Genomic DNA, 26,906 nt, shown 5'->3' with positions numbered 1-26,906 from the left:
CACTAGTCAACTGAGCGACTCTTACTTAATATTAACGTTAAGGATCGGTTTTTCATACCAATCCAACTCTTTGTCATCATCATAACTAGTATGGGAAAAAATTACAGGCACATCATACTCTCGGTTCTTACGCCTGTCTTCTTTCACCATTTCTGCGGCGTTTTTCACCGCTATATCCGCGCTTTGCTTAAACTGGCTTAATTTTTGTTCAGGAAGTGAAGACAAAAAATCAATATCATAACGGATATAGACAGGCTTGAGCTGGATAAGCGCAAGGCAAGCAATATCGGCTAACTGTTCGTTGTCATACTGTTCTAAAAATTCGGGCAAACTGAGAACCTGACCTACTAATGTTTCCATGTAATTGTGCACATCTGAGCTTATCTGCATCTGTAAATCTCCTTTTTCCTATGAAATGAGTATAGCAACGACTTGTTTATAACAACTTATTGATTGCTCTTAATTTAATCAATCTCTCTCTTTTTGCGGTAATGTCTTCCAAAATACTTGGGAAAAGGAACAAATAGACGTATTCTTGCTAGTTCTCAAAGTTCGAAATTCAATAACGGATAAATATCCATATTGATAAAACGATTTACCTAACCAATTATATAGTCAACTATTTTCAGGCAGTTTGTAATAGATGTCCTCATCGTCAATGACTTCATCAGGCTTCAGATTCTTATTCCCTTTTTTGCTACTGGGCATAGTGAGTTCGGGCATGGACAGCATTATTCAGATGACTCAGGCAAACTGGGGCATTGCCGCAAACTTGCCGTACATACTATTAGGTTGTGCGCTACTCCTTTGTTATTCATTTAAGCAAGGCAGAGAGTCCATGGTGTGCTTGGCAATGTTGCTAGCCTATTTCGTGATACAGCACCGCCTACAAGTCCCGCTTCAAAGTGGTACCGCTTTACTTGAGCTAACCATTTTAGCCACGTTACTTCCTGTCTCGTTTCTTACGGTATTTTTGTTTAGTAAAGAAGGTTTTGACTCTAGAGCCATGTTGACTTACATCTTGATGTTAGCAATGTTCGTTCTTTGGTCTTATCTAACGCTAGCATATTACGTTGAAGGAGGGTTTGAACAATGGACAAGCGGTATTTTATTTATTGTACCGACGGTCTCTAAACTGCCTTTCATTCTTGTTTTATATTGCGTGGGTATTGTCTGTTTTCTTGGAATTCTTGTTTTAAAGAAGAATGAAATTATCCATGCGATGACCTACTCTGCCATGGTATTGGCGTCTGCGACGTTCATTTTCTTTGATGTGCAGTACATATCAAGCACCATGTTTACGCTAACAGGGCTGCTTATCATTATTTATGCCGCTTCCGCTAGCCATCAATTGGCTTTCACCGATAGCCTAACGCTGATTCCGAGCAGACGTGCACTTGATCTCGATCTAAAACACATGGGTAAGAAGTTCACGATCGCAATGCTTGATGTTGACCATTTTAAAAAGTTTAATGACACCTACGGTCACGATACTGGTGATGACGTTCTAAAAATGGTCGCTTCGCGCCTCACTAAAACCCCAGGCGGCGCAAAAGTTTATCGATTTGGCGGAGAAGAATTTACCATCGTTTTTAAAGGCAAATACGCTGACGAATGTAAGAACTTTTTGGAAGAAGCTCGCAAATCGATTGCAGAATACGAGATGATATTACGCGATGAAGAATCTCGCCCTGAGAACCATAAACAAGGACAAAAACGTCGTGGTAGCAACAGCTCGAAAAGAAAGTCGGTTTTTGTTACCGCAAGTTTCGGAGTTGCTGATAGCCGGAATGGGCAAGCTCCTCTGGACGTCATTAAATTAGCGGACGAAGCACTTTACAAAGCGAAAAAGGCCGGACGTAACTGCATAAAGCTTCGTTAGACCCTCACCAATCGTGAAAGTTAACAAGCTTGTCCGGGTTTAAAACAAAACCGAACTTCCCCATCAGCATAATAACAGCACTCATCGTTGCCACTATCCCGATGTTATCTATCTAATCAAAGGTATAAGGTATACGCCCGATTGCGACATTCCGTTCGCACTGTTTTGCCTATCTTACTTTGAGTTAGCTTTAAAATAACCACCAAAAAGTGACAACGCAACAAAAGGAGTAGTATTCATAAGATTTTGTTTTTAAAAAGAATTAACCACGGTATGTGTGTTTCTTCCCAAAGATTTTGATGTATATAGTGCTTTATCAACGGTTGCATACAAATCTGATTGCACTTCTTTCCCTGTCGGTTGAAAAACAAAAACACCCTGTGACACCGTCACTCTACTTGACACACTAGAATACTCATGTGGGTAATCGAGAAAATACATAGCCTCTTGTATACGCTCGGCTTCTCTTTCTGCTGTTTGAGTGTCGGTACACCCTAGCAACACAACAAACTCTTCTCCACCATATCGACCTACATATTCCCCAGAGCGACAAAACGTCGCCTTGAGTTGATTCGCAATCGCTTGCAAGCAACGGTCGCCTTCAATATGACCGTAATTATCATTAAACGGTTTAAAAAAATCGACGTCCAATAGAATCAAAGCCATTGGCATGTTGTGACGGCCATGCCATGCAACCATCGATTCCAACTTATGGTCGATATAACGGCGGTTATAGAGTTTGGTTAGGCCATCTTCATTCGCTTGCTGAGTCAAAAGTTGATTAACTTGCTCTAATTGAGCTGTCGCTTGCTTAAGCTCTCGTCTCATATGAGCAATACGCTGCATTGCGATAAGTTTAGAGTTCAGTACCAGTTTATCTACCGGCTTAATTAAATAGTCATCACCGCCCGCATCTATGGCTTTAGCAATCATTTCTGGCTCTTCGTGACTACTCAAGAAAATAATTGGGATCCAATCCGGAAACGTTTCTCTTATATGAAGAGAGACTTCAAAACCGTTCATATCTGGCATTGATATATCGAGCAACACCAGTTCCGGATCAAAACTCTCGTAGGTATTTAACGCCTCTAGTCCACTACCTACGGCTTTTACAATATGTCCAAGTTGCTTTAGACGAATAGCCAACTGCATCCTGTCTAGCTGAACATCGTCAACCAGAAGGATTCGCATCGATGTCCCTGTCGGTTGCATAACGCGTTCCATTTTTAATTATGTCTTTATTAAACATATACCATACTCATAGAGTTGTTGCATTCGACTCATAATTAAGTGCTATATTTTTGTTTGAATATCACGGAATCCATTGCATAAAGCAGTTAGACTGGACGTTACCCTATCTAATCATGGCCTGTGAGCAGAAGTTCAACAAACTCATTCACTTTGGTCATCTTGTGGATTAATGGGTATAGCTATTTGATGCATTTGGTATTAATATTCCCGCCTTTTTGTAATGAGAGACACACCATGTCAGAAGCAACTAACAGCGAAAGCAAAAAAATCGATCTAGCCAGCATTTCTCCAGAGCTACGTAAAGTTATCGAATTTGACGAAGTTCCAGAGCAAATGTTCGAAATGGTTACCTCTATCCATGAAGTGTCTGAAGAAGCGGTACGTGAATCATGGGACGAAATGCCAGCAAGCGCACAGAACATTCTAGACAACTTTGAACAGTTTCATGCTCTAGTTTCTGTAGGCCAAGCATTCGCTGGTATTAATGTGATGGAAGAGTTTCCTACTCTTAATCTGCCAGAAAACATGACAGATGAAGATAAAGAAGAATACCGTGCTCAACTACTTGATAATGTGCTTCACAACTGTGTGAAAGACATGGTTAAGCAACTTAAGAAAGCACGTCGTGACCCACTTCTTAAGCGTGAATTCAAAGAAGTATTCACGAAGTAATTCCGACATTCTTCTAGTAACAAAGGCCGTACTTTGCGGCCTTTTTTGATCATGAAGCGTAAATCAGTCTAAACGGTTAATGAGGCGCTAGTGCCATATCTTTTTGTGTCACACTGACACCTTTAATTTGTGCAAAAACACGGCTACCAATTTTTAGGTTGAGATCGTCAAGGGCCCACGGTGTGATCGTTGCCCACAAATAACATTTCTCGTCTAGCTTGAGTGATACATTAATACTCTGTTTGTCATCGGCTGCGTTAAACACTTCGATGGAATCGACAATAGCAGGCAGAATATTTCGAATCGACGTCGCCTTGGGCTGCTCGAGCGTGATAGAAACGTCGTTGGCACGCACTTGCAAGCGTATTGGCGTGTCTGGTGTTCCGTCAATCTTTTGCACCCACAGGAATACATTAGGTGCAAGGCTGATACAAGTCAGTGCATAACGTTCATGATGTTCAGCAATCCGGCCTTCAAATAAGCTGCTTTGATCTGAGAAAGATTGCCATGGACGCATAGCATGAGAAGCCCACACCTCTTCAAGCTTACCTGAACTCGAAATTTTACCTTGGTCAATAATTGCAAGGTGCTGAGCAAGCCTTAAAATTTCCTGGAGACTGTGTGTGACATAGATAATAGGGATATTTACCTTCTCCGACAACTCCTCGAGAAAAGGCATTACCTCACGCTTTCTTGGCATATCGAGTGAGGCAAGTGGCTCATCCATCAAAAGCAAATTGGGTTTAGATAGCAATGCGCGCGCAATCGCAACACGTTGCTTTTCACCACCAGAAAGTGATACCGGAAAGCGCTTTAGTAACGGTTTGATAGACAAGAGTTCGGTGACTGCATCAAAATACTCGTCATCTTTTTCTTTAACGCCATATAACAAATTGCCTTGAACCGAATAGTGAGGAAACAAACGTGAATCCTGAAACACATAACCAATACCACGCTTGTGCGTTGGTAGGTTGATTCCCTGTTCACTGTCAAACAAAACATGCTCACCAACCGCAACATACCCTTGCCTTGGAGTGACCAATCCGCTGATGATGTTAATCAACGTCGTTTTACCTGCACCAGATCGTCCAAACAAGGCACTAATTCCGTTACAGGGTAACTTAAGTTTGATGTCGAAGTCAGTCTCACCAAGCATTTGTTTAAATTGGACTTTAATCGTCATTGTTTCGCACCCAATCTGCTTGCCGCTTTACGATTTAGCCATTCAGAGATCATTAATGTAGACAAGGCTAACGCGATAGAAATGATACACAGACGAGCCGCCTGCATTTCTGCACCTGGCGTTTCAATAAAGTTGTACATTGCCAGCGGAATAGTTTGGGTCTCACCCGGAATGTTAGAGACGAAACTGATCGTCGCCCCGAATTCGCCAAGACTACGAGCAAATGACAGCATCGTGCCCGTAATAATTCCGGGAATGGTCAGTGGTAACGTGACGGTGAGAAACACTTTTAAAGGAGAAGCGCCTAACGTAGAGGCTGCGTGCTCCAATTTAGGGTCGACGCTATCTAAGCTTAAGCGTACTGAACGAACCATCAAAGGCAAAGCCACGACAATACAAGCGACTACTGCCCCTTTCCAATTAAAGCTAAAGACTACCCCTAAGTTTTCATAGAGCCACTTTCCAAGGAACCCTTGTCGTCCTAAAGAAATCAACAACAAATAGCCGATTACCACTGGCGGCAATACCAGTGGTAAATGAATTAAGCTATCGAGAATCGATTTACCAAAGAACGTTTTTCGAGAAAGTAGCCAAGCAAGAAAAACGCCGAGAGGAATCAGCCAAAGTACTGCGTACGCGCCTACTTTGAGGCTTAACATTAAGGCTTGGTATTCCAGTTCTGTCACGCTTCGTTCCTATAATTGAAGGTCGATTTATTGCTGAAAGCCATATTGAGCAAAAACGCGTGCGGCTTCGTCCGATTTTAGGTACTGGAAGAACTGCTCCGACTCAGTAGAATCATTCACAATTGCAGCCGGGTAAACAATAGCCGCATGCGTATCACTCGCAAATTCGCCGACAATTTTGACTTTATCAGTTAACTGAGCATCGGTTTTGTAGACCACACCTAAAGGCGCTTCTCCACGTTCAACCAACGCCAAAGCTAAGCGCACATTCTTTGCTGGTGCGACGTGAGTTTGAACCGCTTTCCATACACCCAGTGTAGTCAATGACTCTTTCGCGTACATACCAGCAGGTACTGACGTCGGATTGCCTAAAGCAAGACGATTTCCATGCAATGCCTTCTCCCATGCCTTTGCATCAGAAAAGTTAAATGAGGTTAATTCTGAAGACTGAGGCGCAATCAACACTAAGCTATTGCGCACTAGATTTGTGACATTGTCACGATAAATGACGTCTTTATCGACCAAATAATCCATCCATTTCGTGTTCGCAGAAATGAATACATCCGCTGGTGCGCCATTGATAATTTGTCGAGCGATAGAAGAAGAACCACCATAAACGGGAGTGATAGAAACGTCATACTTTTCTTCAAAGTTTTGCGCGATCTCGTTAATCGCATTCGTCATAGAAGAGGCTGCATACACTTTTAGGTTCGTTGCTGCGTTTGCTGAAAATGAAATGCTTAATACTGCCGCAAGGCAAGCATGCTTTTTCCATGCTTTCATAGAGATACTCCAATACAAGGCAAGCGAAAGAACAGGTTATTTGAATATAAAGTTCAATCAGTTAATGTGCTATTTAAACAAAAAATCAAGGCGCATATGTTGTTCTATCGCATCTGCGATGCGATTAATGCCTTGCTCCTTTAACTCTTCAAAGTCTTGTTGTTTGATTTGGGTGCCGTTTACCCATTCTGATACCAGGCTTAAGACATCTGCCTCGTCAAAGAACCCGTGAAGGTAGGTTCCCATGATTTGGCCACACTCGCTGATCGCCCCCTCCGCTTCACCGGAACTGAATGTAAGAGGTTGCAGGCCCCGTACTTCACTTCGCCCTACGTGGATTTCATAACCCTTTACATTGGCTGTTTTGCCGTTAAGAGAAAGCTGTGCTTGTGTGTTTGTAAGCTGTTTGCTGTTAGTTAGCGTCGTAGTGATATCAAGCAAGCCAAGTCCTTCGCTTTGACCTGGTTGGCCTTCGACGCCGTTTGGATCATCAATCAAGTTTCCAAGCATCTGGTAGCCGCCACAGATACCAATCACTTTTCCACCAAGACGAATATGACGCAAGATATCTTTATCCCACCCCTGGCTTCTTAGATAATCCAGATCGTCTCTGACCGATTTGGTCCCAGGCAAAATAACCAGGTCGGCTTTATCTATTTTTTCGCCTTTACCTACATAACGTAGATTGATGTCTGGATTCAATCGCAGCACATCAAAATCAGTATGATTACTAATCCGGGTTAAAACAGGCACAACAACATTCAGTTTTACCTCAGAGTGCAACTCTTGCTGTGCAGTGATCGCGTCTTCTGCTTCTAAATTCAAACCATGAAGAAAAGGAAGTACACCAAGTACAGGTTTACCTGTTTTTTCTTCTAGCCAATCGAGGCCCGATTGCAATAAACGAATATCACCTCGAAAACGGTTGATAACAAATCCTTTTACTCGCGCTTGTTCAGATTCAGAAAGTAACGCAAGTGTTCCGTACAAATGTGCAAACACTCCACCACGATCAATATCAGCAACAATGATCACTGGTACATCAGCGGCCTCAGCAAAACCCATGTTTGCAATATCGCCTTCTCGTAAATTGATTTCAGCAGGACTCCCCGCGCCCTCGATAATGATCGAATCAAATTCTTGAGTCAGACGAGAGAAGGAATCTAACACCGTGTCCATCGCCACTTTCTTGTAATCATGAAAGCCAGCCGCATCCATATTGGAAATCGCCTTACCCTGCAAAATGATCTGAGCACCTGTATCACTGTTAGGTTTAATTAAAACCGGATTCATATGTACGGTTGGCTCAATATTACACGCCTGTGCCTGAACGGCCTGTGCTCGACCTATTTCACCGCCACCTTTGGTTACCGCACTATTTAGTGCCATGTTTTGTGGCTTAAATGGGGCAACATTTATCCCTTTTCGTGCTAATACACGGCATAAACCTGCCACAAGGACACTTTTTCCGGCATCCGAAGTGGTGCCTTGAACCATTAAAGATGGGATCGCTGATTTCATGAACATTTGTAAGGAATAGAGGAAGATGAACAATCATAACGTCATCGTCCCCACTTACTCAAGCAAATGAATAGAATATGAATGTTGAAATCATCATTGGTTCAAACAAGCCCTGCTTTAATGACCCCATCAAAACAAACCGATGAGGATGTAACATGAAAAAGAATACAATTATCGCAACAATCGCCGCCTTAGCTATTGCTCCTTCTATCGCGTTCGCGAAAGATAACGCTCAAAACCAATCAAACTTGCAGTTTAACGGTCCTGTCACTGTGGAAAAATTGGATGCCTTGCTAAACGACTCCAATATGTTTACTGAAAAAGATGTGGTCGTTGAAGGTAACTTATTGCGTCAAGTTCGCGCGGATAAGTTTGTCTTTAGCGATGGTTCCGGTGAAGTGATGGTCGAACTCGATGACGATATTCAGCTAAATACTCCGATTGATCACACGACTAAAGTCCGTCTGTTTGGCGAATTTGAAGGCGGAAATAAGCCAGAGATTGAAGTCGAACAACTCGTGGTCATGTAAAACAAAACCCCGATTGCTGTGCATATCAACATGATGTAGTGACGATTACAGCTAAATAGTGACGGCAAGCACTTAAAACGATAGCTTTATCAATCTTGGTCTGCTTTTTGCAGACCATTTTTTTGTTCATTTTAATCATCTTGCCCGGAGACACCATGCTAGGTAAAGCTCTAAAGGTTGCAGCCTTTGGTTTGTGTGCTATTTTGCCACTTTCCGCACATGCAAATAATTTCAACTACAACACGATGGAATTTCGCATGGGCACTAGCCCTGGTACATTTGGTGGAGAGTTCAATACCTACTTTACAGAGAATACCCATTTCATTGCTCGCGCAGACAGTGAATTCAGCGGAGACTGGGACATTGCTGGTGGTATAGGCTTTAATGGGCCAGCAGGCCAATTTGCAGATATTTATGGCCAAATGTTGGTACACAACATTAAAGAGAACGGCAGTGATAAAGTCGGCGACGAGTGGCGCACGGAAGTGAATATTGGCACTCGTATTTGGTTTATGCAAAATGTTGAGCTACATGGCCGTATCGGCCAAATCATAGATAATGACGATTCGAACACCATTTACAATCTGGGCGCACGATTCCACTCAACTCAGCAACTATCACTTGGTGCAGATTTCAAAAATAATGGTGTCTATGGCCAGCAAATTGTAATGTCTGCTCGTTTTGCATTTTAGTGGACATGACTATGACTATGACTATGACTACCAGGGCATCACAAGCAAGCATATGATTCAATAAAAATGGCCTCCAATTTTGGAGGCCATTTTTTGTTAATCACGAATTATTAGCTTGTAGCAGAAACTAGCTGTAATACATCAGTTTTTAGCGTTTTTTTTAGGTTTATCTTGCACATATTTTTTCGATACATCTACAACGGCGATATCTCTAAAAAAGCTTCGACCAAGCAAAATTGGAAACGTCATATGTCCGCGATCGGCTAACGTAAACTCTGTCTTTTCTTTGTGCTCCCCAACGGTAATGTAGGCTTTTACCACCGCTCGTTTATCCACCTCTTCTGACGAAGACTGCTTAACTTTAGCCCAGCGCTCAACGGGTACTTTAAATTCTTTGGTGTCTTTGTCACCTAAATCTATCTTAAATTTAACCCAGTCTTTACCATCACGCTCAAACGGAACAATGTCAGTCGCACTAATTGATGATGTTGTCGCCCCTGTATCGACTCTAGCCTTGAAAGTCTGGTCAATTTCAGGAACATAAACCCATTCTTCAGAACCAAGAATTAACATGCCATCGGGTGTTTTTGTGACCTTGACTGGCTTCTTAGGCTTTGGTTCCGGCTTTTTCTCAGGTTTCGCTTCTGGTTTGGGCTCCACCTCTGGCTTTGGATCTACATCAGGTTTCACTTCTGGCTCGACTTTAACGGGCTCTTCGACCTTTGGCGACTCTGGCTCAACAGGTTCCTGCGTCGTTTGAGTTGACGTACAAGCAATTAAACTGCCGCTCATCATAAGCGGCAGAATCAGTTTCCAGTTTTTCATCCACACTCCAATTAAGCTTGAGATACTTTCTTAATTGCGTCCGCTACGTATGGAATATGAGTTTCGGTAAGTCCGGCAATGTTAATTCGACCATCGCCAACACCATAAATGCCATAATCTTCACGCAGTTGCGCCATTTGGTTTCCACTAAAGCCTAGCACAGTAAACATGCCTTTGTGACCCTCAATGAAATCAAATTGATCTGTATTATGGTTGTTTCTCAACTCGTTACACAAACTTTGACGAAGGCTAACCAAACGATGTTGCATTTCACTCAATTCTTGCTTCCAAACGGAAGTGAGATTGTCATCTTGCAGAATGGTCTTAACTAAAGCTGCACCATGGTCGGGTGGCATCGTGTAAGTCGAGCGAGCTAGAGTGAGGAGTTTACCTTTTGCATTGGTTACATCATGCATGTTCTTACCAACCACAATCGCTGCACCAGTTCGTTCACGGTACAGACCAAAGTTCTTCGAACATGAAGTAGTAATCAACATCTCTTCAACGTTATCTGCCATAAAACGAAGGCCTTTTGCGTCTTCTTCTAGGCCATCACCGAAGCCTTGGTAAGCAATGTCCACAAATGGGATGAAACCGTTCTTCTGCGACAATTCTGTAATGGCTTGCCAAGCAGAGAAGTCAATATCCGCACCAGTTGGGTTGTGGCAACAACCATGAAGAAGTACCACATCTGAAGGCCCAGCTTTCGCAAGATCATCCATCATTTTTTCGGTGTCTACTTGTTTCGTTTCCGAAGAGAAATAGTGGTAGAACTTAACTTTAAGGCCTGCTGCTTCCATCACTGGCTTGTGGTTTACGTAGCTTGGGTTGGAAATCCAAACCGTCGTATCTGGCTGTACGATCTTCATTAGATCACCGAGCATACGCAGCGCACCACTTGCACCTGGCGTTTGAATAGCTGCAACACGATCCATTGCAGACGTTCCCGTCAGTAGCAAATCGATCATGCTTTTATTAAATTCTTCGCAACCTGCAAGACCAACATAAGACTTGGTTTTTTGAGTTTCAACAACGACATCCTGCGCCATTTGAATGGCTTTCATAATCGGCGTTTCGCCTGCGCTGTTTTTGTATACGCCAATGCCAAGGTCAACCTTGTTTGGACGTTCATCGTTACGGTATGCAACGGATAGAGATAAAATAGGATCTAATACGGGAGTTGGGAGATTAGAAAACATGAAAGTCATAACCCTTTGAAATTCAAGTACCGAACCTCACGTTAACACCATCGCAAAAAATGACGAAATGATTTTTCACTTATTTCATCAATTAGAGAACAAAATTCTGGATTGCGGTGAGTTTTGTGCGCTCTATCGTTCAGAAAAAGAACGATTCACTCCTCGTTGTACCAATCCACTCTACCGTTTTTTCTAAACTCTCTTGGTGTCATGGTCGACCACGCTTTAAAACGTGTACTAAAGTTAGCGCTGGTCGGATATCCGACTATTTCTCCAATATGCTGAATTGGCCATTCTGTTGAACGAAGTAACCTAGCAGCATATTCCATGCGCATACGCGTTAAATGTGCCATTGGGCTTCGACCAAACTGCTTTTGAGTCAGTCGATGCAAATGAGGCTCCGAACATGGATATAGAGCCGCCACCTGCTCAACGCTCCAATCCTTATGGAGCTGACGTTGGACAAGGTCAAATACACGCCGAAGCCTCAATTGGCTGCGTGATATCGACTCTGAGGGCGGCATGTTTAACATCAGCTCTAACTGAGCCACACTATGCTCACCTACCGCACCACCATAATCGATTGGAAGGTTAATGCTGCGTAGTAACGTTTGGATACATGCATACATCACTTCAGGTGTAGATGAAAGCTGGTAGCGAACATCGCATTCTAATATCGGCCACTCTCTATCAGGAGCAAGAAAAAGCCACGCGATCTGCCAAGGTTCTTCTTCTATACCAAAACCGTTTTCAACACCTGCGGGTACTGTAATCAACGAGCCCGGTTCCAAATCGTATCGATAAGTCCCACTCTCTAGCCACCCTTTACCACGCACCGTATAGAGCAGCATGTGTTTCTTTTGGTTTTTACGATAAACAGAGAAGAAGTCACGACAAGTGGCAATGCCGCACTGCACAATGCCTCTCTCCTCAAGTGCTAATACTCGACTGTGATCAATAAACTCTTGATAAGTTTTTTCTGAAATCGCGTAGCGTTCTTGTTTATCTTCCATGATTTATTGGCTCACATGTGCGTTAGTAGAGAGTTTTACAAAGGTTTTGGATTCCTTTGAAAAATACACCGCCAAATCATGAGGATAAACTACTCGCATTAATCTTTAAGGAGAAATGCGATGCTCTTAACACGCGAATACATCGATAAAGCATTTTGGCAAAAGCTGATTACGATTGGCCTACCTGTTTCACTTCAGTCCATGCTTTTTGCTTTGCTCGGCGTCGTGGATATTTTCATGGTAAGCCTACTCGGAGAATCTGCAACGGCAGCAGTTGGAGTTGGAAATCGTATCTTTTTCTTCAACCTAGCGGTTGTCTTTGGCCTGTGCGGTGCAGTTACCGTACTTGCTTCTCAATACTACGGCTCAGGAAACCTAGCCGGAATTCGCAGAACGTTGGCGCAATCTTGGTTTATTTCCATTTTGGTGACGCTGCCGTTTATCGTTCTTTATGCGATTTTTGATGAAGAGATCGTCTCTTTTATGTCAGACGATCCTGAATACGTCACTTATGCACGTGATTATCTTGTGGTTACGGGCTTTAGCCTCATTGCTACGGCGATAGTAGTACCGATTGAAGCGGTATTGCGCTCCGTGGGCCAAACCAAACTGGCAACCAACGTTAGTATCTCCGCCATTGTCGTTAACGTCGCGCTTAATTATGTTTTGATTTTTGGTTTATTTGGTTTCCCTCAATGGGGCGTATTTGGTGCAGCCGTAGGTAGTTTTGTTTCTCGATTTTTCCAAACCGCCGTCTTGATTTATTTTTTCTACAAACGATATGCTTACCTAATTCCGACTAAGTTCGATTGGGTACAAGGCCGCTTAAAACAGTATCGAAAAAAGTACTTTAAGGTTTCTTTACCCATGTTGGTCCACGATGCACTTTGGACTGGTGGATTGATCGTTTACAGCATCATCTATGGTCAATTGGGCGTTTCAGAACTGGCGATCATCTCATTCTTATCACCGATTGAAGGGGTACTGATTTCAACCTTTATGGGATTTGCGGTCGCTGCATCCGTTCTTCTTGGGAATGATATTGGTGCAAAACATTATGACCGAGTCGAGAAAACGGCGTGGTGGTATGTGTTAACCAGCGCAATCTTAGCCACCTTGCTGTTTTTCCTAGTGTGGTTGAGCTCGCCCATGATTCATCACCTATTGGTACTGAGCCCGTTAACCGATGCAGACATGGCACTTAACGTATGTTTAGTCATGGCGCTAGGTATGATTTTGAGGGTGTTTAACATGGTTGGGATTGGCGGCGTACTAAAGAGTGGCGCTGATATTCGCTATAGCATTTTCATCGACACGTTCGGTCAGTGGGCTATTGGCATCCCCCTTACTTATTACACAGGCATGGTGTTAGGGCTGCCTTTGCATTTTGTCTTGATGTCTCTGCTCGCGGAAGAGTTAGTGAAAGGCGTACTGACGACTTACCGTATTCAATCTAAACGTTGGATAAATAATATGGTTGAAGATGACCAATCGGTGACAGCGTAACCAAAAAGACATTAACGAACTCACACCAAAAGGGCTCACCCGTTATGCACGCGTGAGCCCTTTTTATGTGCGGAGAATGCTTGATTAGATGTCCGTAAAGCGATGAATGATTTGGTTTGAACTGCCACGCCATTCGAGATTGAGGTCTTTCTTGTCTTGTTCAAACTTACCATCAATCAAAACATCGATGTATTGCACCACTTCCCTTTGCGCGTTATTCAGTTCCGTCAGCGTGTAGCCAGTCCAAACCCAAATGTCTTTACCTGGGCACTCCTCTCTCACCCTTTTCACTATCTTCAAAATATGAGGCACATTAGCAGGGTGAAGCGGATCTCCACCCGACAACGACAAGCCACGGCGTTTGATACGCGTGTCGTTTAAGTCAGCGATGATTTTGTCTTCCGCTTCTTGCGTGAAAAGTACACCAGAATCCAAACGTTGCGTCGACTGGTTATAACACCCACGGCACTGATGCACACAACCCGACACAAACAGCGTGCAGCGCGTACCCGGTCCGTTAACAACGTCAATTGGATAGTATTGGTGGTAATTCATAATGCGTCTCTGTGTTATCGCGAAAGAGAAAATCAACCTGTTTAAAGTTGATTTTCAAAGTGTTAAAACGAGTGGTAGTAAACCTTACAGGTGTTTAACTCGGCGCTTCACTTCTTCTTGCTTACCGAAGTTAAACGGGCGTGCATCTGGGCTGCCTAGGTAGCCACAAACTCGACGTGTTACTGATACTTTAGTTGAGTCATGGTTACCACAGCTTGGGCAAGTGAAGCCTTTACTTGTACAGTCAAACTCGCCGTTGTAGCCACACTCGTAGCACTCATCAATTGGCGTGTTTGTACCGTAGTAAGGCACTCGGGTGTAACTGTAGTCCCATACGTTTTCTAGTGCTTCAACGTTACGTTGCATGTTCGGGAACTCGCCGTAACAGATAAAGCCGCCGCTTGAGATTTCTGGGTAAGGCATCTCAAAGTCGATCTTGTCGTATGGGTTCACCTTCTTCTCAACATCTAGGTGGAAGCTGTTGGTGTAGTAACCTTTGTCTGTTACGCCTTCAATTACGCCGAACTCTTTCGCATCGATGCGGCAGAAACGGCTACATAGGTTTTCACTTGGCGTTGCATATAAGCTGAAGCCATAACCTGTTTCGTCAGCCCATTGATTCACAGCATCTTTTAGATGCTTGATGATCGCGACCGCTTTTTCACGCAAAACAGCGTCATCATAAACGTGCGCTTCTGTACCGAATAGCGCGTTAATTGTCTCGTGTACACCGATGTAACCAAGAGAAATAGACGCACGACCGTTCTTGAAGATATCTGCGATTGAGTCGTCTGCTTTCAAGCGAACACCACATGCGCCTTCCATGTATAGGATTGGGGCCACACGTGCTTTCACGTTTTCAAGGCGAGAGATACGTGTCTCTAATGCTTTACGAGCAAGACGTAGGCGGTCATTTAGAAGCTCGTAGAATTTCTCTTCGCTTCCGTTTGCACGGATAGCGATACGAGGAAGGTTCAAGCTCACGACGCCAAGGTTGTTACGACCTTCGTGAATCAGCTCACCGTTTTCTTCGTAAGTACCAAGGAAGCTACGGCAACCCATTGGCGTTTTGAATGAACCGGTTACTTCCACTACTTTGTCGTAGTTAAGAATGTCTGGGTACATACGCTTAGACGCACACTCAAGCGCAAGTTGCTTGATGTCGTAGTTTGGATCTTCTGATTTGTGGTTCAAACCATCTTTGATGCCGAATACAAGTTTAGGGAATACCGCTGTTTTACGGTTCTTGCCTAGACCTGCAATACGATTCTTCAGAATCGATTTCTGGATCAGGCGGGATGCCCAGCTTGTACCAAGACCAAAACCGAACGTAACGAATGGGGTTTGACCGTTCGCTGTATGCAGCGTGTTTACTTCGTATTCTAGAGATTGAAATGCGTCGTAACACTCTTTCTCAGTGCGCGCTTTTGCGAACTCTTCTGGCTCAGCAATGTTCCACTCTTTTGCAATCTCTAGGTGTTTCTCGTAGCTTGTGATTACGTACGGTTCTAGAACCTCATCAATACGGTTGATGGTTGTACCGCCGTAAATGTGGCTCGCGACTTGAGCAATGATTTGCGCTGTTACCGCTGTTGCAGTCGAAATTGATTTTGGCGTATCAATCTCAGCGTTACCCATTTTAAAACCATGCGTCAGCATGCCTTTAAGATCGATAAGCATACAGTTAAACATTGGGAAGAACGGTGCGTAGTCTAAATCGTGGTAGTGAATGTCACCCACTTCGTGCGCTTGAACCACATCGCGAGGAAGAATGTGCGTCTTCGCATAGTGTTTCGCTACGATACCAGCCAACAAGTCACGTTGAGTCGGAATTACTTTGCCGTCTTTGTTCGCGTTCTCGTTGATTAGATCCAGATTACTTTCTTCAATCAAACCTTCGATTTCGCGAGTTAGTGCACTTTGCTTCTCACGAGCGATGTCGCGATCGTGGCGATATTCAATGTAAGAACGCGCTAGGGCTTTGTAAGGACCTTGCATGAGTTCATTTTCGACTAAGTCTTGAATCTCATGGATGTGAACTTCATCGTGTTCTCTTAACTGTAACTCGACAGCAAGAGCCACATTAAGAGCATAAATAGCGACATCTTTATCTTTGTTTTCCGCTGCTGCTTCAACTGCTGCTTGGATACGATCCCTGTTGAACGGAGCTCTTGATCCGTCGCGTTTGATTACGATTGGTTTCACCTTGTTCTCCTTACCCGAGCATACTCACAGAGTTATCCACAAACACACTATATGGGGTTATTTTTTATTCTAGCAACACAATATATTGTGGCGTATTTAACGAGAAGCACCACTCGAAAACATTGATTTTGATCAATAAAGATTGGCTAGCGAACAAGAAGAAATCGATCTTATTGGCGTTGATCTCAGTTGCGAAGAAAACCATGAAAATTGCAAAATTGGTACTAAATCTACTTGCTATTTTTGGAGGTCTTGTAGGATAAAGGATGGAAAGGAATACGCTAAAAGATAGGAGTGCAACAGGCCAAAATGCGATCACTTTTTGTTACGTTAATATTACTTTTTAGTTCTCTTTCATTTGCTCAAAACTCCATCAATCTAACCAGTTGGAACATAGAATGGTTATCTATAGATGGTGGAAAAGTGTCGAGAACACCACAAGATTTTGAAAAACTGACCCACTATGTGGATAAAACACAAGCCGACATTCTTGCTTTTCAAGAAGTCGAAAGCGTCGCTGCAATGCAAAAAGCTGTTGGCAACGACTTCACTATTTATCTTTCCGATCGTTCAAACGCCTCCAACCGACACCTTCAGTTTAACGACACCAACCAATACACAGGCTTTGCCGTGCGCAATGGCGTAAGCGTATTAGACAAGCCAGACTTCTCTATCACACGAGGCAACAGCAAGCTGCGCTTCGCGAGCTACCTTGTTTTAAATCCAAACCAAGAAAACGAGACTCACCTACTCTCTGTACATCTGAAAGCGGGTTGCAGTGGCGCGTATCGTAATAACCGCGATTGTAAGATAGTGAAACAACAAGGACAGGCACTAGCTAAGTGGATAAAGGCGCGCGAGGACAACAAACAACATTATGTCGTGCTTGGCGACTTTAACCACAACTTGGGTTATCAAGGAGATTGGTTGTGGGACGTGATATCGGACAATACTAGTGCAAAGCTAGTGACTAAAGACACTAAAGCAGAATGTAAAGTGCGCTCTAATCGTAATCCGAATAAAACCCACCAATTCCGCTCGGTGATAGACCACATCATTGCGAGTGGTGATTTAAAGGCGTCGTCTGGTGTTCAAACCGTTTTCAAAACACAAGATGTACTCGACTATAAACTGAGTGACCATTGCCCGGTTTCTACGACACTCACTTTTTAGCGTTTAAGTTCTCTGTTAACGTTGAGATACTCTTTTTTGCGTTGAAGAACTCTTTAGCCACGAACCATTCTTTTAGCGGTGAATGACCCAACCAACATTGCCGCTATAAAGAGCAGAACTTGTGTGTTGCCAGTAATAAGGCTGGCAACCGCAGGACCAGGACACACACCCAGTAAGCCCCAACCAATACCAAACAGTACAGCACCACCGACTAACTTTTTGTCTATCGCTTTAGAAGTTGGGCATACAATCTCATCACCAAACACAGATTCGCTTCTTGGCTTTATTAATAAAAGATAAGCTGGAACGAACACCGCAAGTGCTCCGCCCATTACGAAGGCTAAGCTTGGATCCCATGCCCCAGTAATATCGAGAAAGCCAATCACTTTTGCCGGTTCAGCCATACCAGAGACCACCATACCAATACCAAAGAGCACACCAGAAAATGCAACAACGGACATTTGCTTAATACTTTTCATTACGTGAGTTTTCATAACGACACTATTCCTCACGATACTAGCAAGACGGTTAACATGGCTGTGGCCATAAAAGTACACGTCGCGACCACAGAACGGATTGAGAAACGCCCTATTCCACAAATGCCATGGCCACTAGTACAACCATTGCCGATACGCGTACCAACACCGACTAACAAGCCAGCAACGATAACTAAAATAAGAGAACCGCTGTACTGATCTGGTACATGCCCGCCAAGAACATAAACAGCAAACAAGCCACCTAATACCATCGCAATTAAAAAAACAATTCGCCAAACGCGGTCTGCGCTCTCAACGGCACCGTTTAAGATCCCACTGATCCCAGCAGTCTTGCCAGTAAATAGCATCAGTGTTATCGCTGATACGCCAACTATTATGCCGCCCAAAAGCGACATCCAAGGAACTTCAAACATAGCATCCGCCAAACTAATTACTTACAGAAAACTTGCTTAAACGCTTCAACCAGCGGACCAACTCTTTCATCAGAAATTGAATAAAATACCTGCTGAGAAACCTTCCTAGCTTTAATGATGTCGTGCTTTCTCAATACGGTGAGATGTTGTGAAAAAGCAGATTGGCTTAATGATGAACCTTCAAACAGTTCACCGACCCCTTTCTCACCTTCAATCAGCTTACACATCACGATTAGGCGCTCTGGATGAGCCATAATTTTAAGCAGCTCACTCGCTTCGGTCGCACTTTGTAGCATACTGTCGCCCATTCTTATGCCTCTTCATTACTACATTACATTTTATTAGATATTACTAATTAATATTATTAAGTCAATGCTAATGTAGATTAAATAACATTAGACTCAGCTAATTTATTTAAGTAAGGTGTAGGCGTTTTCGATCATTCAGCAGGAGAAATCCATGAGCAAAATCGTGATTATTGGTGGGGTTGCTGGCGGTGCATCTGCAGCAGCTCGCGCTCGTCGTCTTAGTGAAGACGCAGAAATCATTATGTTTGAACGCGGCCCATTTGTGTCATTTGCAAACTGTGGCTTACCCTATCACATTGGTGGCGATATCCAAGAGCGCAGCAAACTGCTTCTTCAAACGCCTGAGAGCTTTCTAGCGCGTTTCAATGTTGATGTCCGTGTGATGAACGAAGTGGTTTCTATTAACCGTCAAGACAAAACGGTTACGGTTAACAATTTGCTTGATGGCTCGGAATACCAAGAGAGCTACGACTTTCTTCTACTCAGCCCTGGCGCAGGTCCAGTTGTGCCGCCTATTCCGGGTATTGATAACCCGTTAACGCACTCGCTGCGCAATATTCCAGATATGGATCGCATCATTAAAACGATCGAAACCAACAAAGTTGAACACGCTACGGTCGTTGGTGGTGGTTTTATCGGTTTGGAAATGATGGAAGCCTTCCACCAGCTAGGCATAAAAACCACATTAGTTGAAATGGCGGATCAAGTGATGACGCCCGTTGACCGTGAAATGGCTGGCTTCGCACATGCTGAAATTCGTGAGAAAGGCATCGACCTTAAACTTGGCGTCGCACTTGAGTCGGTGAAATTCGTACCTAACGAGCACGTGGCAAGTTTCGACTCTGGTGAGAGCGAAAAACACCAACATCTAGAAGGTGAATTGGAATTAACACTAAACAACGGTGAAAGACTCACCACCGATGTTTTGATTATGGCAATTGGTGTTCGCCCCGAGACCAAATTAGCGAAAGAAGCTGGCTTAGAAATCGGCGCTCTTGGTGGTATTTATACCAATGAATACATGCAAACCAGCGATCCTTCGATCTACGCTGTCGGCGACGCGGTAGAAGAGAAAGACTTTGTGACTGGCGAGCAAACTCTAGTGCCACTTGCGGGCCCGGCAAACCGTCAAGGCCGAATTGCAGCAGACAACATGCTTGGCCGCCAAGAAACTTACCAAGGTACGCAAGGCACGGCGATCTGTAAGATTTTTGATTTAGCCGTCGCTTCTACTGGTAAAAACGAGAAACAGCTGAAACGTGAAAACATCGCTTATGAAAAAGTGTATGTGCATACAGCAAGTCACGCGAGTTACTACCCAGGTGCAGAAACCGTGTCATTCAAAATGCTGTTTGATCCAGTAACAGGTAAAATATTAGGTGCGCAAGCAGTAGGTAAAGACGGTGTTGATAAACGTATCGACGTAATGGCAGTTGCTCAGCGTGCTGGTATGACGGTAGAGCAACTGCAACACCTCGAGCTAACTTACGCGCCACCTTATGGCTCTGCTAAAGATGTAATTAACCAAGCGGCGTTTGTGGCAAATAACATCATCAAAGGCGATGCGACCGCGATTCATTATGATGAAATGGATTCACTGACAGAAGACCAACTGTTACTTGATGTTCGTAATCCTGGTGAATTGGAGTCCGTTGGTTATCTTGAAGGTGCAATTAATATTCCTGTCGATCAACTACGTCGTCGCATGCACGAACTTCCTAAAGAGAAAGAGATCGTGATTTACTGTCAAGTTGGGTTACGCGGTAACGTAGCATACCGTCAGCTGGTCAACAATGGTTACAAAGCCCGCAACTTGATTGGTGGATACAGAACTCTCAAATTTGCTCGCTTATAACTTGATAATAAAAAAGAGAAAACCACGTGCTTGGTTTTCTCTTTTTTTGCAGGAAAGAAAGCGTAGATCATTCACCTTCAATAGCCAAACGGACTGCTGCTTGAGCATGGAGAGAAGTGGTATCGAGTAGTGTAACATCGGTGTGACTTTGGTTTACAAGTAAGGCAATTTCAGTACACCCGAGAATCACAGCTTCAGCTCCCTGCTCTTTTAGTTTTTCAATAATTTGCAAGTATATCGTCCTTGACTCCTCTTTGATTTCACCTTGGCATAACTCTTTATAAATAATGTTATGTACTTTAGAGCGGTCGTCTTGATCGGGAATTATGACATCAAGCCCATAACGGTCGGAAAGCCTTCCTTTATAAAAGTCTTACTCCATTGTGAATTGAGTACCAAGGAGTCCGACCTTTTGAACCCCTTTCTCACGAAGTAACTCAGCAGTCGCGTCTGCGATATGTAGTATGGGGATATTAATACTGGCTTCAATTTGAGGCGCAACTTTGTGCATTGTGTTAGTACAAATAAGAATGAAGTCAGCGCCCCCTTTTTCTATTGAAGATGCAGCATCAGATAGAATGCTTGCCGTTTCTTCCCATTTACCTTGATGTTGAAGTTTCTCTATCTCCGAAAAATTCACGCTATACATACAAATTTTTGCGGAATTTAGGCCGCCTAACGCCTCTTTGACTCCTTCGTTGATCAATTTGTAATAACTAAGCGTCGACTCCCAGCTCATACCACCTAGAAGACCGATAGTTTTCATATAACTCTCCAATCGTTATACACCACCGTGCCAGGGGTGTTTTTACAAAAAAAAATCAGCCACTTAAATAAGCAGCATTCAAGCGTCTTCACTATTGAGCATTGGGTAACACGAAAATAAAATCATTCCCACAAGGACCGCTACGCGATTCTCATATATCCTCGCAATATCGTTACTGCATTTCCAGAAAGCTTAACGTGCTCAGTGCTTAACAACTCTGTATGGACGACCCCACTTCTCTTGGAGGCTTGGAAGCCTTTCAGTTGCTTTTTGTTGAGCTCTTTAGCCCAGTAAACACATAAAGCGCAATGTGCAGAGCCTGTAACTGGGTCCTCATTAACACCTACCCAAGGCGCGAAGTATCGAGAGACAAAATCGGCGTCAGTGCTTGATTGAGCAGTGATGACGACGCCACGGCCTTTTTGTTTAAGCAGCGCACCAAAATCAGGGTCGAGCTGTTCAAGCACAAATTCATCATTAATGACGATCAACTGCTTATTATCAAACTGACCGTAGGCGACTACATTGGCGGCATCTAGCCCCAAGCCATGAAGTAAGTCTTTGTTAATACTAGCTCTCATATCTAAAGTTGGAGCAGGAAACACCAAATGAATTTCTTCATGATCGAGTTGTGCAGTTAAAACCCCGGATAGCGTAACGAACTCAATCGTATCTCCAGTATTATATAACCCCTGCTCTTTCAGAACGTGCGCCGTTGCAAGTGTGCCGTGTCCACACAAAGCAACTTCCGTCCTCGGTGTAAACCAACGAAGTTGCATTGTACTGAGTGACAGAAATGCCGTTTCAGATAACGACATCTCGGCCGCGATGGCCAACATCGTTTCCTCATCAAGGCTTGACTCTGTGATACAAACACCCGCGGGATTACCTTTGAAAACCTCTGATGTAAACGAGTCAACCTGAAAAATTTTAACTTCCACGAAATATCCTTAAGTTCTATCAAACACGTAATTCTGTATCACGTGATTTTTAATATCTGTTTGAGCGAAAAAACCTATGAAATTTTCTACCAACCTTATAGGTCTTGTTGGAAGCGCTAACAAACAGGAGAATGTAGTTAATTATGCAAAACGTAAAAAGCCATCATCAATGTGACTCAATTGGATATCTTATCGGAGTTTTCGGCGTTTCTTTAGTTCTAATATGGATTGGTATTTATAAATTCACACCTACAGAGGCCAAGCTTATACAACCGCTCGTTGAAAATCATTTTCTGATGAGTTGGTTGTATGATGTGATGTCAGTTCAAACCGTATCAAACATCATTGGCGCAACAGAAATCATTGTCGCTATTGGATTAATCGTTGGCCTTAAAAACACACGAGTCGCTTATTTTTCTGGCATAGCCGCCGCAATTATTTTTCTTGCGACACTCAGCTTTCTAATTACGACACCGAATACATGGAAAGTGTCTGATGGGGTTTTGGTGACAAACTTCTTTTTAGTAAAAGATATTCTATTTTTAGCCATTGCGATTAGCGTCATCGAACGAAACAAGCCAAACAGAGAATAACTCTAAATAGTTCGAAATCTTGTTTTTCCAGAACGTAGCCTGAAAGGTGCAAACGACTTACAAGTCGAATGGTTCTGTCAATAACTCTAAACAAAGGCTCTTAAATTTAGAATGTTTAAGAGTCTTTGCCTCTTAATTATGCGAAACAACATCCTAGCGTAAAGTGAAAAGAAAAGCCTTTCACTCTACTGCTAAGGTTTATTGATACTTTGCCGAAGTAATGAACTCACCGAATGTCTCGCACCATACAACAACCGTATTGTATTCAGAAATTGAAGTGCTTTGAGGAACCTCAACAACGAAGTTATCGAACGTTTTGACATCACCAATTAAGCCCATCTCAGATTTAAGGTCATTAAACTCTTGTTCCGTTTCGACAAACTTAGGAGATAGATAGAGTTTATAGTCTGGTCCGGGAGCGAGTTTTCCTACCAACGTAATGACTTCAGAACTCAAATGAATTTCTCCCTCTCCCCAATGAAAAGCATCGCTACCTTTGAGTTCCCTCTTAAACACTGCGCTGTATTCTGCACCTTGCTTGCTCTTAGCAACTTGTTCATCGGTCGGCGCAGGTGGTGCAATAAGGATCGGTAAAGTATAGATACCTATCGCAATGCCAATAGAAACTGCCACTAAGTGACTGATTGTTAATTTAATTATATTTTTCAAGGTCATAAGCATCTTCTTATTAGTTTTACTACTTGAAATTAGATTCAAATCGGCCTTATCTGTCTATTATCGAGCAGCATAATGTCATTAACATTATACACAAGCTATGCGCACTAAATGCAGACTGAGCGCAATTAAAAACGGCTGATAATTAATATCAGCCGTTTGCTTATCGGAAATGTCGTTGTGCCGGTTTGGTCACTATTCCGCTTCCACCAAAGCGATCTTATCGGATGTCGATTTTTCCAATTTTATCGCAATAAACTTAGAGGTTGGCGTAAACGTTCTATCCCCATAACTGTCCAAAGGAACTAATGGGTTTGTTTCTGGATAGTAAGCCGCCGCCTGACCTGCTGGTACATCATAGGCAACAAGCGTAAATCCGCTCACACGGCGCTCAACGCCATCTTCCCACAATGACACCATGTCCACTTTGTCGCCCGGTTCAAAACCGAGTTTACGAATATCCGCTTCATTGATAAACAGCACTTCGCGCATACCAAATACTCCACGATAACGGTCATTCAAGCCGTAAAGTGTCGTATTGTATTGGTCGTGTGAGCGCATGGTTTGCAAGATCAAATCTGGCTTTTGGCCTTTTTCGAGTATCGCTTCGCTGATCAACTGCTTCGGCAACTCGCTAGAGCTGAACTGTGCTTTGCCGCTTGGTGTATTCCATCGACGCTCAGCAGCTGGGTTTACCAAGTGGAATCCACCCGGGTGTTTAAGCTTATGGTTAAAGTCGGTAAAGCCCGGAATCGTGTCGGCAATCAAATCGCGAATACGGTCGTAATCTTCAATCGCCCACAACCAATCAATTGGTTTTGCCCCGAGTGTAGCATTGGCAATACCGGCAATAATCGCTGGTTCTGAACGCAAATGCTCCGAACGCGGTTTTAGCTGACCAAATGAGATATGCACCATGCTGAAAGTATCTTCAACCGTCACGCCTTGTGGGCCAGTTGCTTGCTGATCAATCTCGGTACGGCCTAAGCACGGAAGAATAAGCGCATCTTTACCTGTGACAAGGTGAGAACGATTTAACTTCGTCGAAATGTGTACGGTTAAATTACAGTTTCGCATCGCGTTGTGCGTACGTTCTGTGTCTGGCGTTGCTTGTGCAAAGTTACCGCCCAAACCGATAAATACTTTCGCTTGCCCTTCTTCCATCGCTTTAATGGCTTGCACAGTGTTGTGGCCTTCACCGCGCGGGACGGCAAAGTTAAATCGACTTTCAATGCGATCCAACAACAGATCTGAAGGTTTTTCATCAATGCCCATCGTACGGTCGCCCTGAACGTTACTGTGACCACGTACTGGTGAAAGACCCGCGCCCGGCTTACCAACGTTACCTCGTAACATTTGCACGTTTGCGACTTCTTTAATGGTTGGTACAGAGTGACGATGCTGAGTCAACCCCATCGCCCAACACATGATCACACGTTCTGCACGTCGATACATGCTCGCCACCATCTCGATTTCACTTAAATCAAGACCCGATTGTTCCGTGATGTGTTCCCAAGCGGTTGCGTCCACTTCAGCCAAATAGTCATCTATACCTATCGTGTGCTGCTTGATGAATTCACGGTCAAATACCGCTTTGCCACCGTTTTGCAATGCCTCGCGTTCCCATTGCAACAAGAATTTCGCGATGCCACGAAATACTGCCATGTCTCCGCCCAAAGCAGGACGCAGGTACGCCGTGTTTGTAGGCTCTGAGCCGTTACTCAACATCTCAATCGGCATTTGTGGGTTTTGGAAACGCTCTAATCCGCGCTCTTTCAGCGGGTTTAGACAGATAACCTGAGCACCACGTTTTACCGCTTCGCGCAGAGGTTCAAGCATTCGTGGGTGATTCGTGCCCGGGTTTTGACCAATCACAAAAATCGCGTCGGCTTCTTCAAAATCATCAAAGATCACTGTGCCTTTACCAACGCCAATGGTGTCTTTCATCCCGATTGCACTGGCTTCGTGACACATGTTGGAACAATCTGGGAAGTTGTTGGTACCGAATGCGCGCACAAATAGCTGATATAAAAACGCCGCTTCGTTGCTTGCACGGCCAGAGGTATAAAACTCCGCTTGGTGTGGTGAATCCAATTGGTTGAGATGTTTAGCCACAAGAGAAAAAGCCTCATCCCAAGAGACAGGCACATAGTGGTCGGATTCAGCATCGTATCGCATTGGGTGCGTGATACGGCCTTGGTATTCCAACCAGTAATCGGTTTGAGTTGAGAGAGAAGAAACGCTGTGATTGGAAAAAAACTCAGGATCAATCAGACGATTAGTCGCCTCCCAGTTTACCGCTTTCGCGCCATTCTCACAGAAATTGACTTTACCACTATCTGGCGACTCACCCCATGCACATCCCGGGCAGTCGAAACCGCCATTTTGGTTGGTTTTGAGCATAGTGCGAATGTTTTTAACTGCATTTTCACTGCCCCACCAACTTCTGGTTACGGCTTTCAGTGCACCCCAACCACCAGCTGGACCTTTGTATGTTTTTATTTGTTCTTTTTGGCTCACGACTTTACTCCTCGCAGATATACCAGCAAGCAGGGTGCCCGTGAAAACAAGCGCGTTATTTATTGAGATAATGCGGAAGTATTGAAGGGCTTAGTTTCTAATCCATGTATTTTTTAATCCAAATAAGTAACCACTCAACATGCTCTCGCTTGTCCGAGCGTTTACTTATCTAGATTCTTGATATCGGATACCCGCCTACTGTTTCTAAGACTGGTAGATTCAATTCGCATTGTTGCGTCTTGATCTAAATCAAAGATTAAGTCGTTATTCAATATGCGTCCAATTGATAATCCTGACCAAGTGATAAACAAAATCTATGACGAATTTTTCCACTGACGGTCATAACATTTATAATCAATACAATTTATGAGGTTAATCGTTTTCCCATCCGATTCCACCTAGTTCGCTTAACGAGCTCAATAAAATCGGTACTCTTGATAATAGATAATATCTATCACACTATAGATACTTTAAATTTGACCCTAATTAATATCAGGAATAGCCTTGATTCAGATCAATTTTGAGTGTGGTTTTATTCTTGACTTGGTTTTGGTTTTTCATTCCCCAGTTAAAACGCTCCAGCGCTTAAAAAGTACGGTAGTGCTGTGCCCTTTTTAGGGAGTTCCCCCGTACATGTGACTCACAACGCAAGGTTAACAAGC

Annotated in this window: 25 protein-coding genes and 1 pseudogene; 8 read left to right on the top strand and 18 right to left on the bottom strand. The window is 43.5% G+C overall.

Annotated features, from left to right (window positions below):
• Positions 1–21: 21 nt before the first annotated feature.
• Positions 22–390: a late competence development ComFB family protein gene (locus R7070_RS16415; RefSeq protein WP_047101090.1), complete on the bottom strand. Its 369-nt coding sequence runs from the start codon at positions 388–390 to the stop codon at positions 22–24.
• A 253-nt stretch (positions 391–643) separates the two neighbouring features.
• Here R7070_RS16415 and R7070_RS16410 point away from each other — a divergent pair, with 253 nt between their 5' ends.
• Complete coding sequence (locus R7070_RS16410; RefSeq protein ID WP_130545642.1) at positions 644–1,882, top strand: sensor domain-containing diguanylate cyclase; 1,239 nt, start codon at positions 644–646, stop codon at positions 1,880–1,882.
• A 252-nt stretch (positions 1,883–2,134) separates the two neighbouring features.
• On the opposite strand, the gene R7070_RS16405 is transcribed toward R7070_RS16410, so the two are convergent.
• Positions 2,135–3,094, bottom strand: coding sequence for a diguanylate cyclase (locus R7070_RS16405; protein WP_171053575.1), 960 nt, complete (start codon positions 3,092–3,094; stop codon positions 2,135–2,137).
• Between the two features lie 273 nt (positions 3,095–3,367).
• Between R7070_RS16405 and R7070_RS16400 the strand changes: the two genes are divergently transcribed.
• Positions 3,368–3,805 carry a DUF3069 domain-containing protein gene (locus R7070_RS16400; RefSeq protein ID WP_182016087.1) on the top strand — a complete coding sequence of 146 codons (438 nt, stop codon included), beginning with the start codon at positions 3,368–3,370 and terminating at the stop codon, positions 3,803–3,805.
• 76 nt (positions 3,806–3,881) lie between these two features.
• Here the strand turns inward: R7070_RS16400 and modC are convergent, their stop codons facing one another.
• The 4 genes from modC to R7070_RS16380 all read right to left on the bottom strand — a co-directional run bounded on the left by modC (position 3,882) and on the right by R7070_RS16380 (position 7,978).
• Positions 3,882–4,988 carry a molybdenum ABC transporter ATP-binding protein ModC gene (gene modC / locus R7070_RS16395; RefSeq protein WP_005376229.1) on the bottom strand — a complete coding sequence of 369 codons (1,107 nt, stop codon included), beginning with the start codon at positions 4,986–4,988 and terminating at the stop codon, positions 3,882–3,884.
• Positions 4,985–5,674 carry a molybdate ABC transporter permease subunit gene (gene modB, locus R7070_RS16390; protein WP_064376841.1) on the bottom strand — a complete coding sequence of 230 codons (690 nt, stop codon included), beginning with the start codon at positions 5,672–5,674 and terminating at the stop codon, positions 4,985–4,987. The genes modC and modB overlap by 4 nt, the downstream gene beginning before the upstream one ends.
• Before the next feature lie 27 nt (positions 5,675–5,701).
• A complete protein-coding gene (gene modA, locus R7070_RS16385; protein WP_085569023.1) occupies positions 5,702–6,457 on the bottom strand; it encodes a molybdate ABC transporter substrate-binding protein in 756 nt (251 codons plus the stop codon).
• 69 nt (positions 6,458–6,526) lie between these two features.
• The gene (locus tag R7070_RS16380) at positions 6,527–7,978 is read right to left on the bottom strand and encodes a cobyric acid synthase (RefSeq protein WP_064369677.1); all 1,452 of its coding nucleotides are present in this window, start codon (positions 7,976–7,978) and stop codon (positions 6,527–6,529) included.
• Positions 7,979–8,133: 155 nt separating this feature from the next.
• On the opposite strand from R7070_RS16380, the gene R7070_RS16375 reads away from it, so the two are divergent.
• On the top strand, positions 8,134–8,508 hold the full coding sequence (locus tag R7070_RS16375) for a YgiW/YdeI family stress tolerance OB fold protein (RefSeq protein WP_005376220.1): 375 nt from the start codon (positions 8,134–8,136) through the stop codon (positions 8,506–8,508).
• Positions 8,509–8,663: 155 nt separating this feature from the next.
• Positions 8,664–9,200, top strand: a complete 537-nt coding sequence (locus R7070_RS16370; RefSeq protein ID WP_017634623.1) for a hypothetical protein — start codon at positions 8,664–8,666, stop codon at positions 9,198–9,200.
• A gap of 141 nt (positions 9,201–9,341) precedes the next feature.
• Here the strand turns inward: R7070_RS16370 and R7070_RS16365 are convergent, their stop codons facing one another.
• From R7070_RS16365 to R7070_RS16355, 3 genes are all read right to left on the bottom strand, one after another.
• A complete protein-coding gene (locus R7070_RS16365) occupies positions 9,342–10,025 on the bottom strand; it encodes an ATP-dependent zinc protease (protein WP_033907053.1) in 684 nt (227 codons plus the stop codon).
• A gap of 11 nt (positions 10,026–10,036) precedes the next feature.
• Positions 10,037–11,224, bottom strand: coding sequence for an aromatic amino acid transaminase (locus R7070_RS16360; protein ID WP_033907052.1), 1,188 nt, complete (start codon positions 11,222–11,224; stop codon positions 10,037–10,039).
• 155 nt (positions 11,225–11,379) lie between these two features.
• Complete coding sequence (locus tag R7070_RS16355) at positions 11,380–12,237, bottom strand: AraC family transcriptional regulator (protein WP_025767758.1); 858 nt, start codon at positions 12,235–12,237, stop codon at positions 11,380–11,382.
• A 120-nt stretch (positions 12,238–12,357) separates the two neighbouring features.
• Between R7070_RS16355 and R7070_RS16350 the strand changes: the two genes are divergently transcribed.
• The gene (locus tag R7070_RS16350) at positions 12,358–13,743 is read left to right on the top strand and encodes an MATE family efflux transporter (RefSeq protein WP_005388027.1); all 1,386 of its coding nucleotides are present in this window, start codon (positions 12,358–12,360) and stop codon (positions 13,741–13,743) included.
• Positions 13,744–13,827: 84 nt separating this feature from the next.
• Here R7070_RS16350 and nrdG read toward each other — a convergent pair whose 3' ends face one another.
• Both nrdG and nrdD read right to left on the bottom strand, forming a co-directional pair.
• A complete protein-coding gene (gene nrdG, locus R7070_RS16345; RefSeq protein ID WP_017634628.1) occupies positions 13,828–14,298 on the bottom strand; it encodes an anaerobic ribonucleoside-triphosphate reductase-activating protein in 471 nt (156 codons plus the stop codon).
• Positions 14,299–14,382: 84 nt separating this feature from the next.
• Positions 14,383–16,503: an anaerobic ribonucleoside-triphosphate reductase gene (nrdD, locus tag R7070_RS16340; RefSeq protein WP_005388026.1), complete on the bottom strand. Its 2,121-nt coding sequence runs from the start codon at positions 16,501–16,503 to the stop codon at positions 14,383–14,385.
• Between the two features lie 309 nt (positions 16,504–16,812).
• On the opposite strand from nrdD, the gene R7070_RS16335 reads away from it, so the two are divergent.
• Positions 16,813–17,676: an endonuclease/exonuclease/phosphatase family protein gene (locus R7070_RS16335; RefSeq protein WP_238970892.1), complete on the top strand. Its 864-nt coding sequence runs from the start codon at positions 16,813–16,815 to the stop codon at positions 17,674–17,676.
• A 53-nt stretch (positions 17,677–17,729) separates the two neighbouring features.
• On the opposite strand, the gene R7070_RS16330 is transcribed toward R7070_RS16335, so the two are convergent.
• From R7070_RS16330 to R7070_RS16320, 3 genes are read right to left on the bottom strand one after another with little or no spacing between them, the layout of a single operon-like run.
• Complete coding sequence (locus tag R7070_RS16330; RefSeq protein ID WP_054700899.1) at positions 17,730–18,170, bottom strand: YeeE/YedE family protein; 441 nt, start codon at positions 18,168–18,170, stop codon at positions 17,730–17,732.
• 14 nt (positions 18,171–18,184) lie between these two features.
• Positions 18,185–18,598: a YeeE/YedE family protein gene (locus tag R7070_RS16325; RefSeq protein ID WP_254901900.1), complete on the bottom strand. Its 414-nt coding sequence runs from the start codon at positions 18,596–18,598 to the stop codon at positions 18,185–18,187.
• Between the two features lie 5 nt (positions 18,599–18,603).
• On the bottom strand, positions 18,604–18,894 hold the full coding sequence (locus R7070_RS16320; protein WP_005376206.1) for an ArsR/SmtB family transcription factor: 291 nt from the start codon (positions 18,892–18,894) through the stop codon (positions 18,604–18,606).
• A 151-nt stretch (positions 18,895–19,045) separates the two neighbouring features.
• Between R7070_RS16320 and R7070_RS16315 the strand changes: the two genes are divergently transcribed.
• A complete protein-coding gene (locus R7070_RS16315) occupies positions 19,046–20,749 on the top strand; it encodes an FAD-dependent oxidoreductase (protein ID WP_256900055.1) in 1,704 nt (567 codons plus the stop codon).
• 67 nt (positions 20,750–20,816) lie between these two features.
• On the opposite strand, the pseudogene R7070_RS16310 reads toward R7070_RS16315, so the two are convergent.
• Positions 20,817–21,515 (bottom strand): annotated as a pseudogene (locus R7070_RS16310) (aspartate/glutamate racemase family protein).
• A gap of 140 nt (positions 21,516–21,655) precedes the next feature.
• Positions 21,656–22,456 carry a PhzF family phenazine biosynthesis protein gene (locus R7070_RS16305; protein ID WP_213915478.1) on the bottom strand — a complete coding sequence of 267 codons (801 nt, stop codon included), beginning with the start codon at positions 22,454–22,456 and terminating at the stop codon, positions 21,656–21,658.
• Between the two features lie 143 nt (positions 22,457–22,599).
• Between R7070_RS16305 and R7070_RS16300 the strand changes: the two genes are divergently transcribed.
• Positions 22,600–23,049, top strand: coding sequence for a YkgB family protein (locus R7070_RS16300; RefSeq protein WP_053303648.1), 450 nt, complete (start codon positions 22,600–22,602; stop codon positions 23,047–23,049).
• A 198-nt stretch (positions 23,050–23,247) separates the two neighbouring features.
• Here the strand turns inward: R7070_RS16300 and R7070_RS16295 are convergent, their stop codons facing one another.
• Entirely contained in the window at positions 23,248–23,724 is a 477-nt protein-coding gene (locus R7070_RS16295; protein ID WP_256900054.1) for a DM13 domain-containing protein, read from the bottom strand.
• Between the two features lie 195 nt (positions 23,725–23,919).
• Complete coding sequence (locus tag R7070_RS16290; RefSeq protein WP_256900053.1) at positions 23,920–26,244, bottom strand: FdhF/YdeP family oxidoreductase; 2,325 nt, start codon at positions 26,242–26,244, stop codon at positions 23,920–23,922.
• Between the last annotated feature and the right edge of the window lie 662 nt (positions 26,245–26,906).

The sequence above is a fragment of the Vibrio sp. 1557 genome (genome assembly GCF_033340175.1).
GTDB classification, from domain to species: Bacteria; Pseudomonadota; Gammaproteobacteria; order Enterobacterales; family Vibrionaceae; genus Vibrio; species Vibrio alginolyticus.
The sequence above is the reverse complement of the archived record's forward strand: the minus strand, read 5'-3'. Positions and strand labels throughout refer to the sequence as shown.

What these genes read in the sequence shown, in the direction of transcription:
- R7070_RS16415 (WP_047101090.1), bottom strand. Translation starts at nt 390, where the DNA reads ATGCAGATAAGCTCAGATGTGCACAATTACATGGAAACATTAGTAGGT.
- R7070_RS16410 (WP_130545642.1), top strand. Translation starts at nt 644, where the DNA reads ATGTCCTCATCGTCAATGACTTCATCAGGCTTCAGATTCTTATTCCCT.
- R7070_RS16405 (WP_171053575.1), bottom strand. Translation starts at nt 3,094, where the DNA reads ATGCAACCGACAGGGACATCGATGCGAATCCTTCTGGTTGACGATGTT.
- R7070_RS16400 (WP_182016087.1), top strand. Translation starts at nt 3,368, where the DNA reads ATGTCAGAAGCAACTAACAGCGAAAGCAAAAAAATCGATCTAGCCAGC.
- modC (WP_005376229.1), bottom strand. Translation starts at nt 4,988, where the DNA reads ATGACGATTAAAGTCCAATTTAAACAAATGCTTGGTGAGACTGACTTC.
- modA (WP_085569023.1), bottom strand. Translation starts at nt 6,457, where the DNA reads ATGAAAGCATGGAAAAAGCATGCTTGCCTTGCGGCAGTATTAAGCATT.
- R7070_RS16380 (WP_064369677.1), bottom strand. Translation starts at nt 7,978, where the DNA reads ATGAAATCAGCGATCCCATCTTTAATGGTTCAAGGCACCACTTCGGAT.
- R7070_RS16375 (WP_005376220.1), top strand. Translation starts at nt 8,134, where the DNA reads ATGAAAAAGAATACAATTATCGCAACAATCGCCGCCTTAGCTATTGCT.
- R7070_RS16370 (WP_017634623.1), top strand. Translation starts at nt 8,664, where the DNA reads ATGCTAGGTAAAGCTCTAAAGGTTGCAGCCTTTGGTTTGTGTGCTATT.
- R7070_RS16365 (WP_033907053.1), bottom strand. Translation starts at nt 10,025, where the DNA reads ATGAAAAACTGGAAACTGATTCTGCCGCTTATGATGAGCGGCAGTTTA.
- R7070_RS16360 (WP_033907052.1), bottom strand. Translation starts at nt 11,224, where the DNA reads ATGTTTTCTAATCTCCCAACTCCCGTATTAGATCCTATTTTATCTCTA.
- R7070_RS16355 (WP_025767758.1), bottom strand. Translation starts at nt 12,237, where the DNA reads ATGGAAGATAAACAAGAACGCTACGCGATTTCAGAAAAAACTTATCAA.
- R7070_RS16350 (WP_005388027.1), top strand. Translation starts at nt 12,358, where the DNA reads ATGCTCTTAACACGCGAATACATCGATAAAGCATTTTGGCAAAAGCTG.
- nrdG (WP_017634628.1), bottom strand. Translation starts at nt 14,298, where the DNA reads ATGAATTACCACCAATACTATCCAATTGACGTTGTTAACGGACCGGGT.
- R7070_RS16335 (WP_238970892.1), top strand. Translation starts at nt 16,813, where the DNA reads ATGCGATCACTTTTTGTTACGTTAATATTACTTTTTAGTTCTCTTTCA.
- R7070_RS16330 (WP_054700899.1), bottom strand. Translation starts at nt 18,170, where the DNA reads ATGAAAACTCACGTAATGAAAAGTATTAAGCAAATGTCCGTTGTTGCA.
- R7070_RS16320 (WP_005376206.1), bottom strand. Translation starts at nt 18,894, where the DNA reads ATGGGCGACAGTATGCTACAAAGTGCGACCGAAGCGAGTGAGCTGCTT.
- R7070_RS16315 (WP_256900055.1), top strand. Translation starts at nt 19,046, where the DNA reads ATGAGCAAAATCGTGATTATTGGTGGGGTTGCTGGCGGTGCATCTGCA.
- R7070_RS16300 (WP_053303648.1), top strand. Translation starts at nt 22,600, where the DNA reads ATGCAAAACGTAAAAAGCCATCATCAATGTGACTCAATTGGATATCTT.
- R7070_RS16295 (WP_256900054.1), bottom strand. Translation starts at nt 23,724, where the DNA reads ATGACCTTGAAAAATATAATTAAATTAACAATCAGTCACTTAGTGGCA.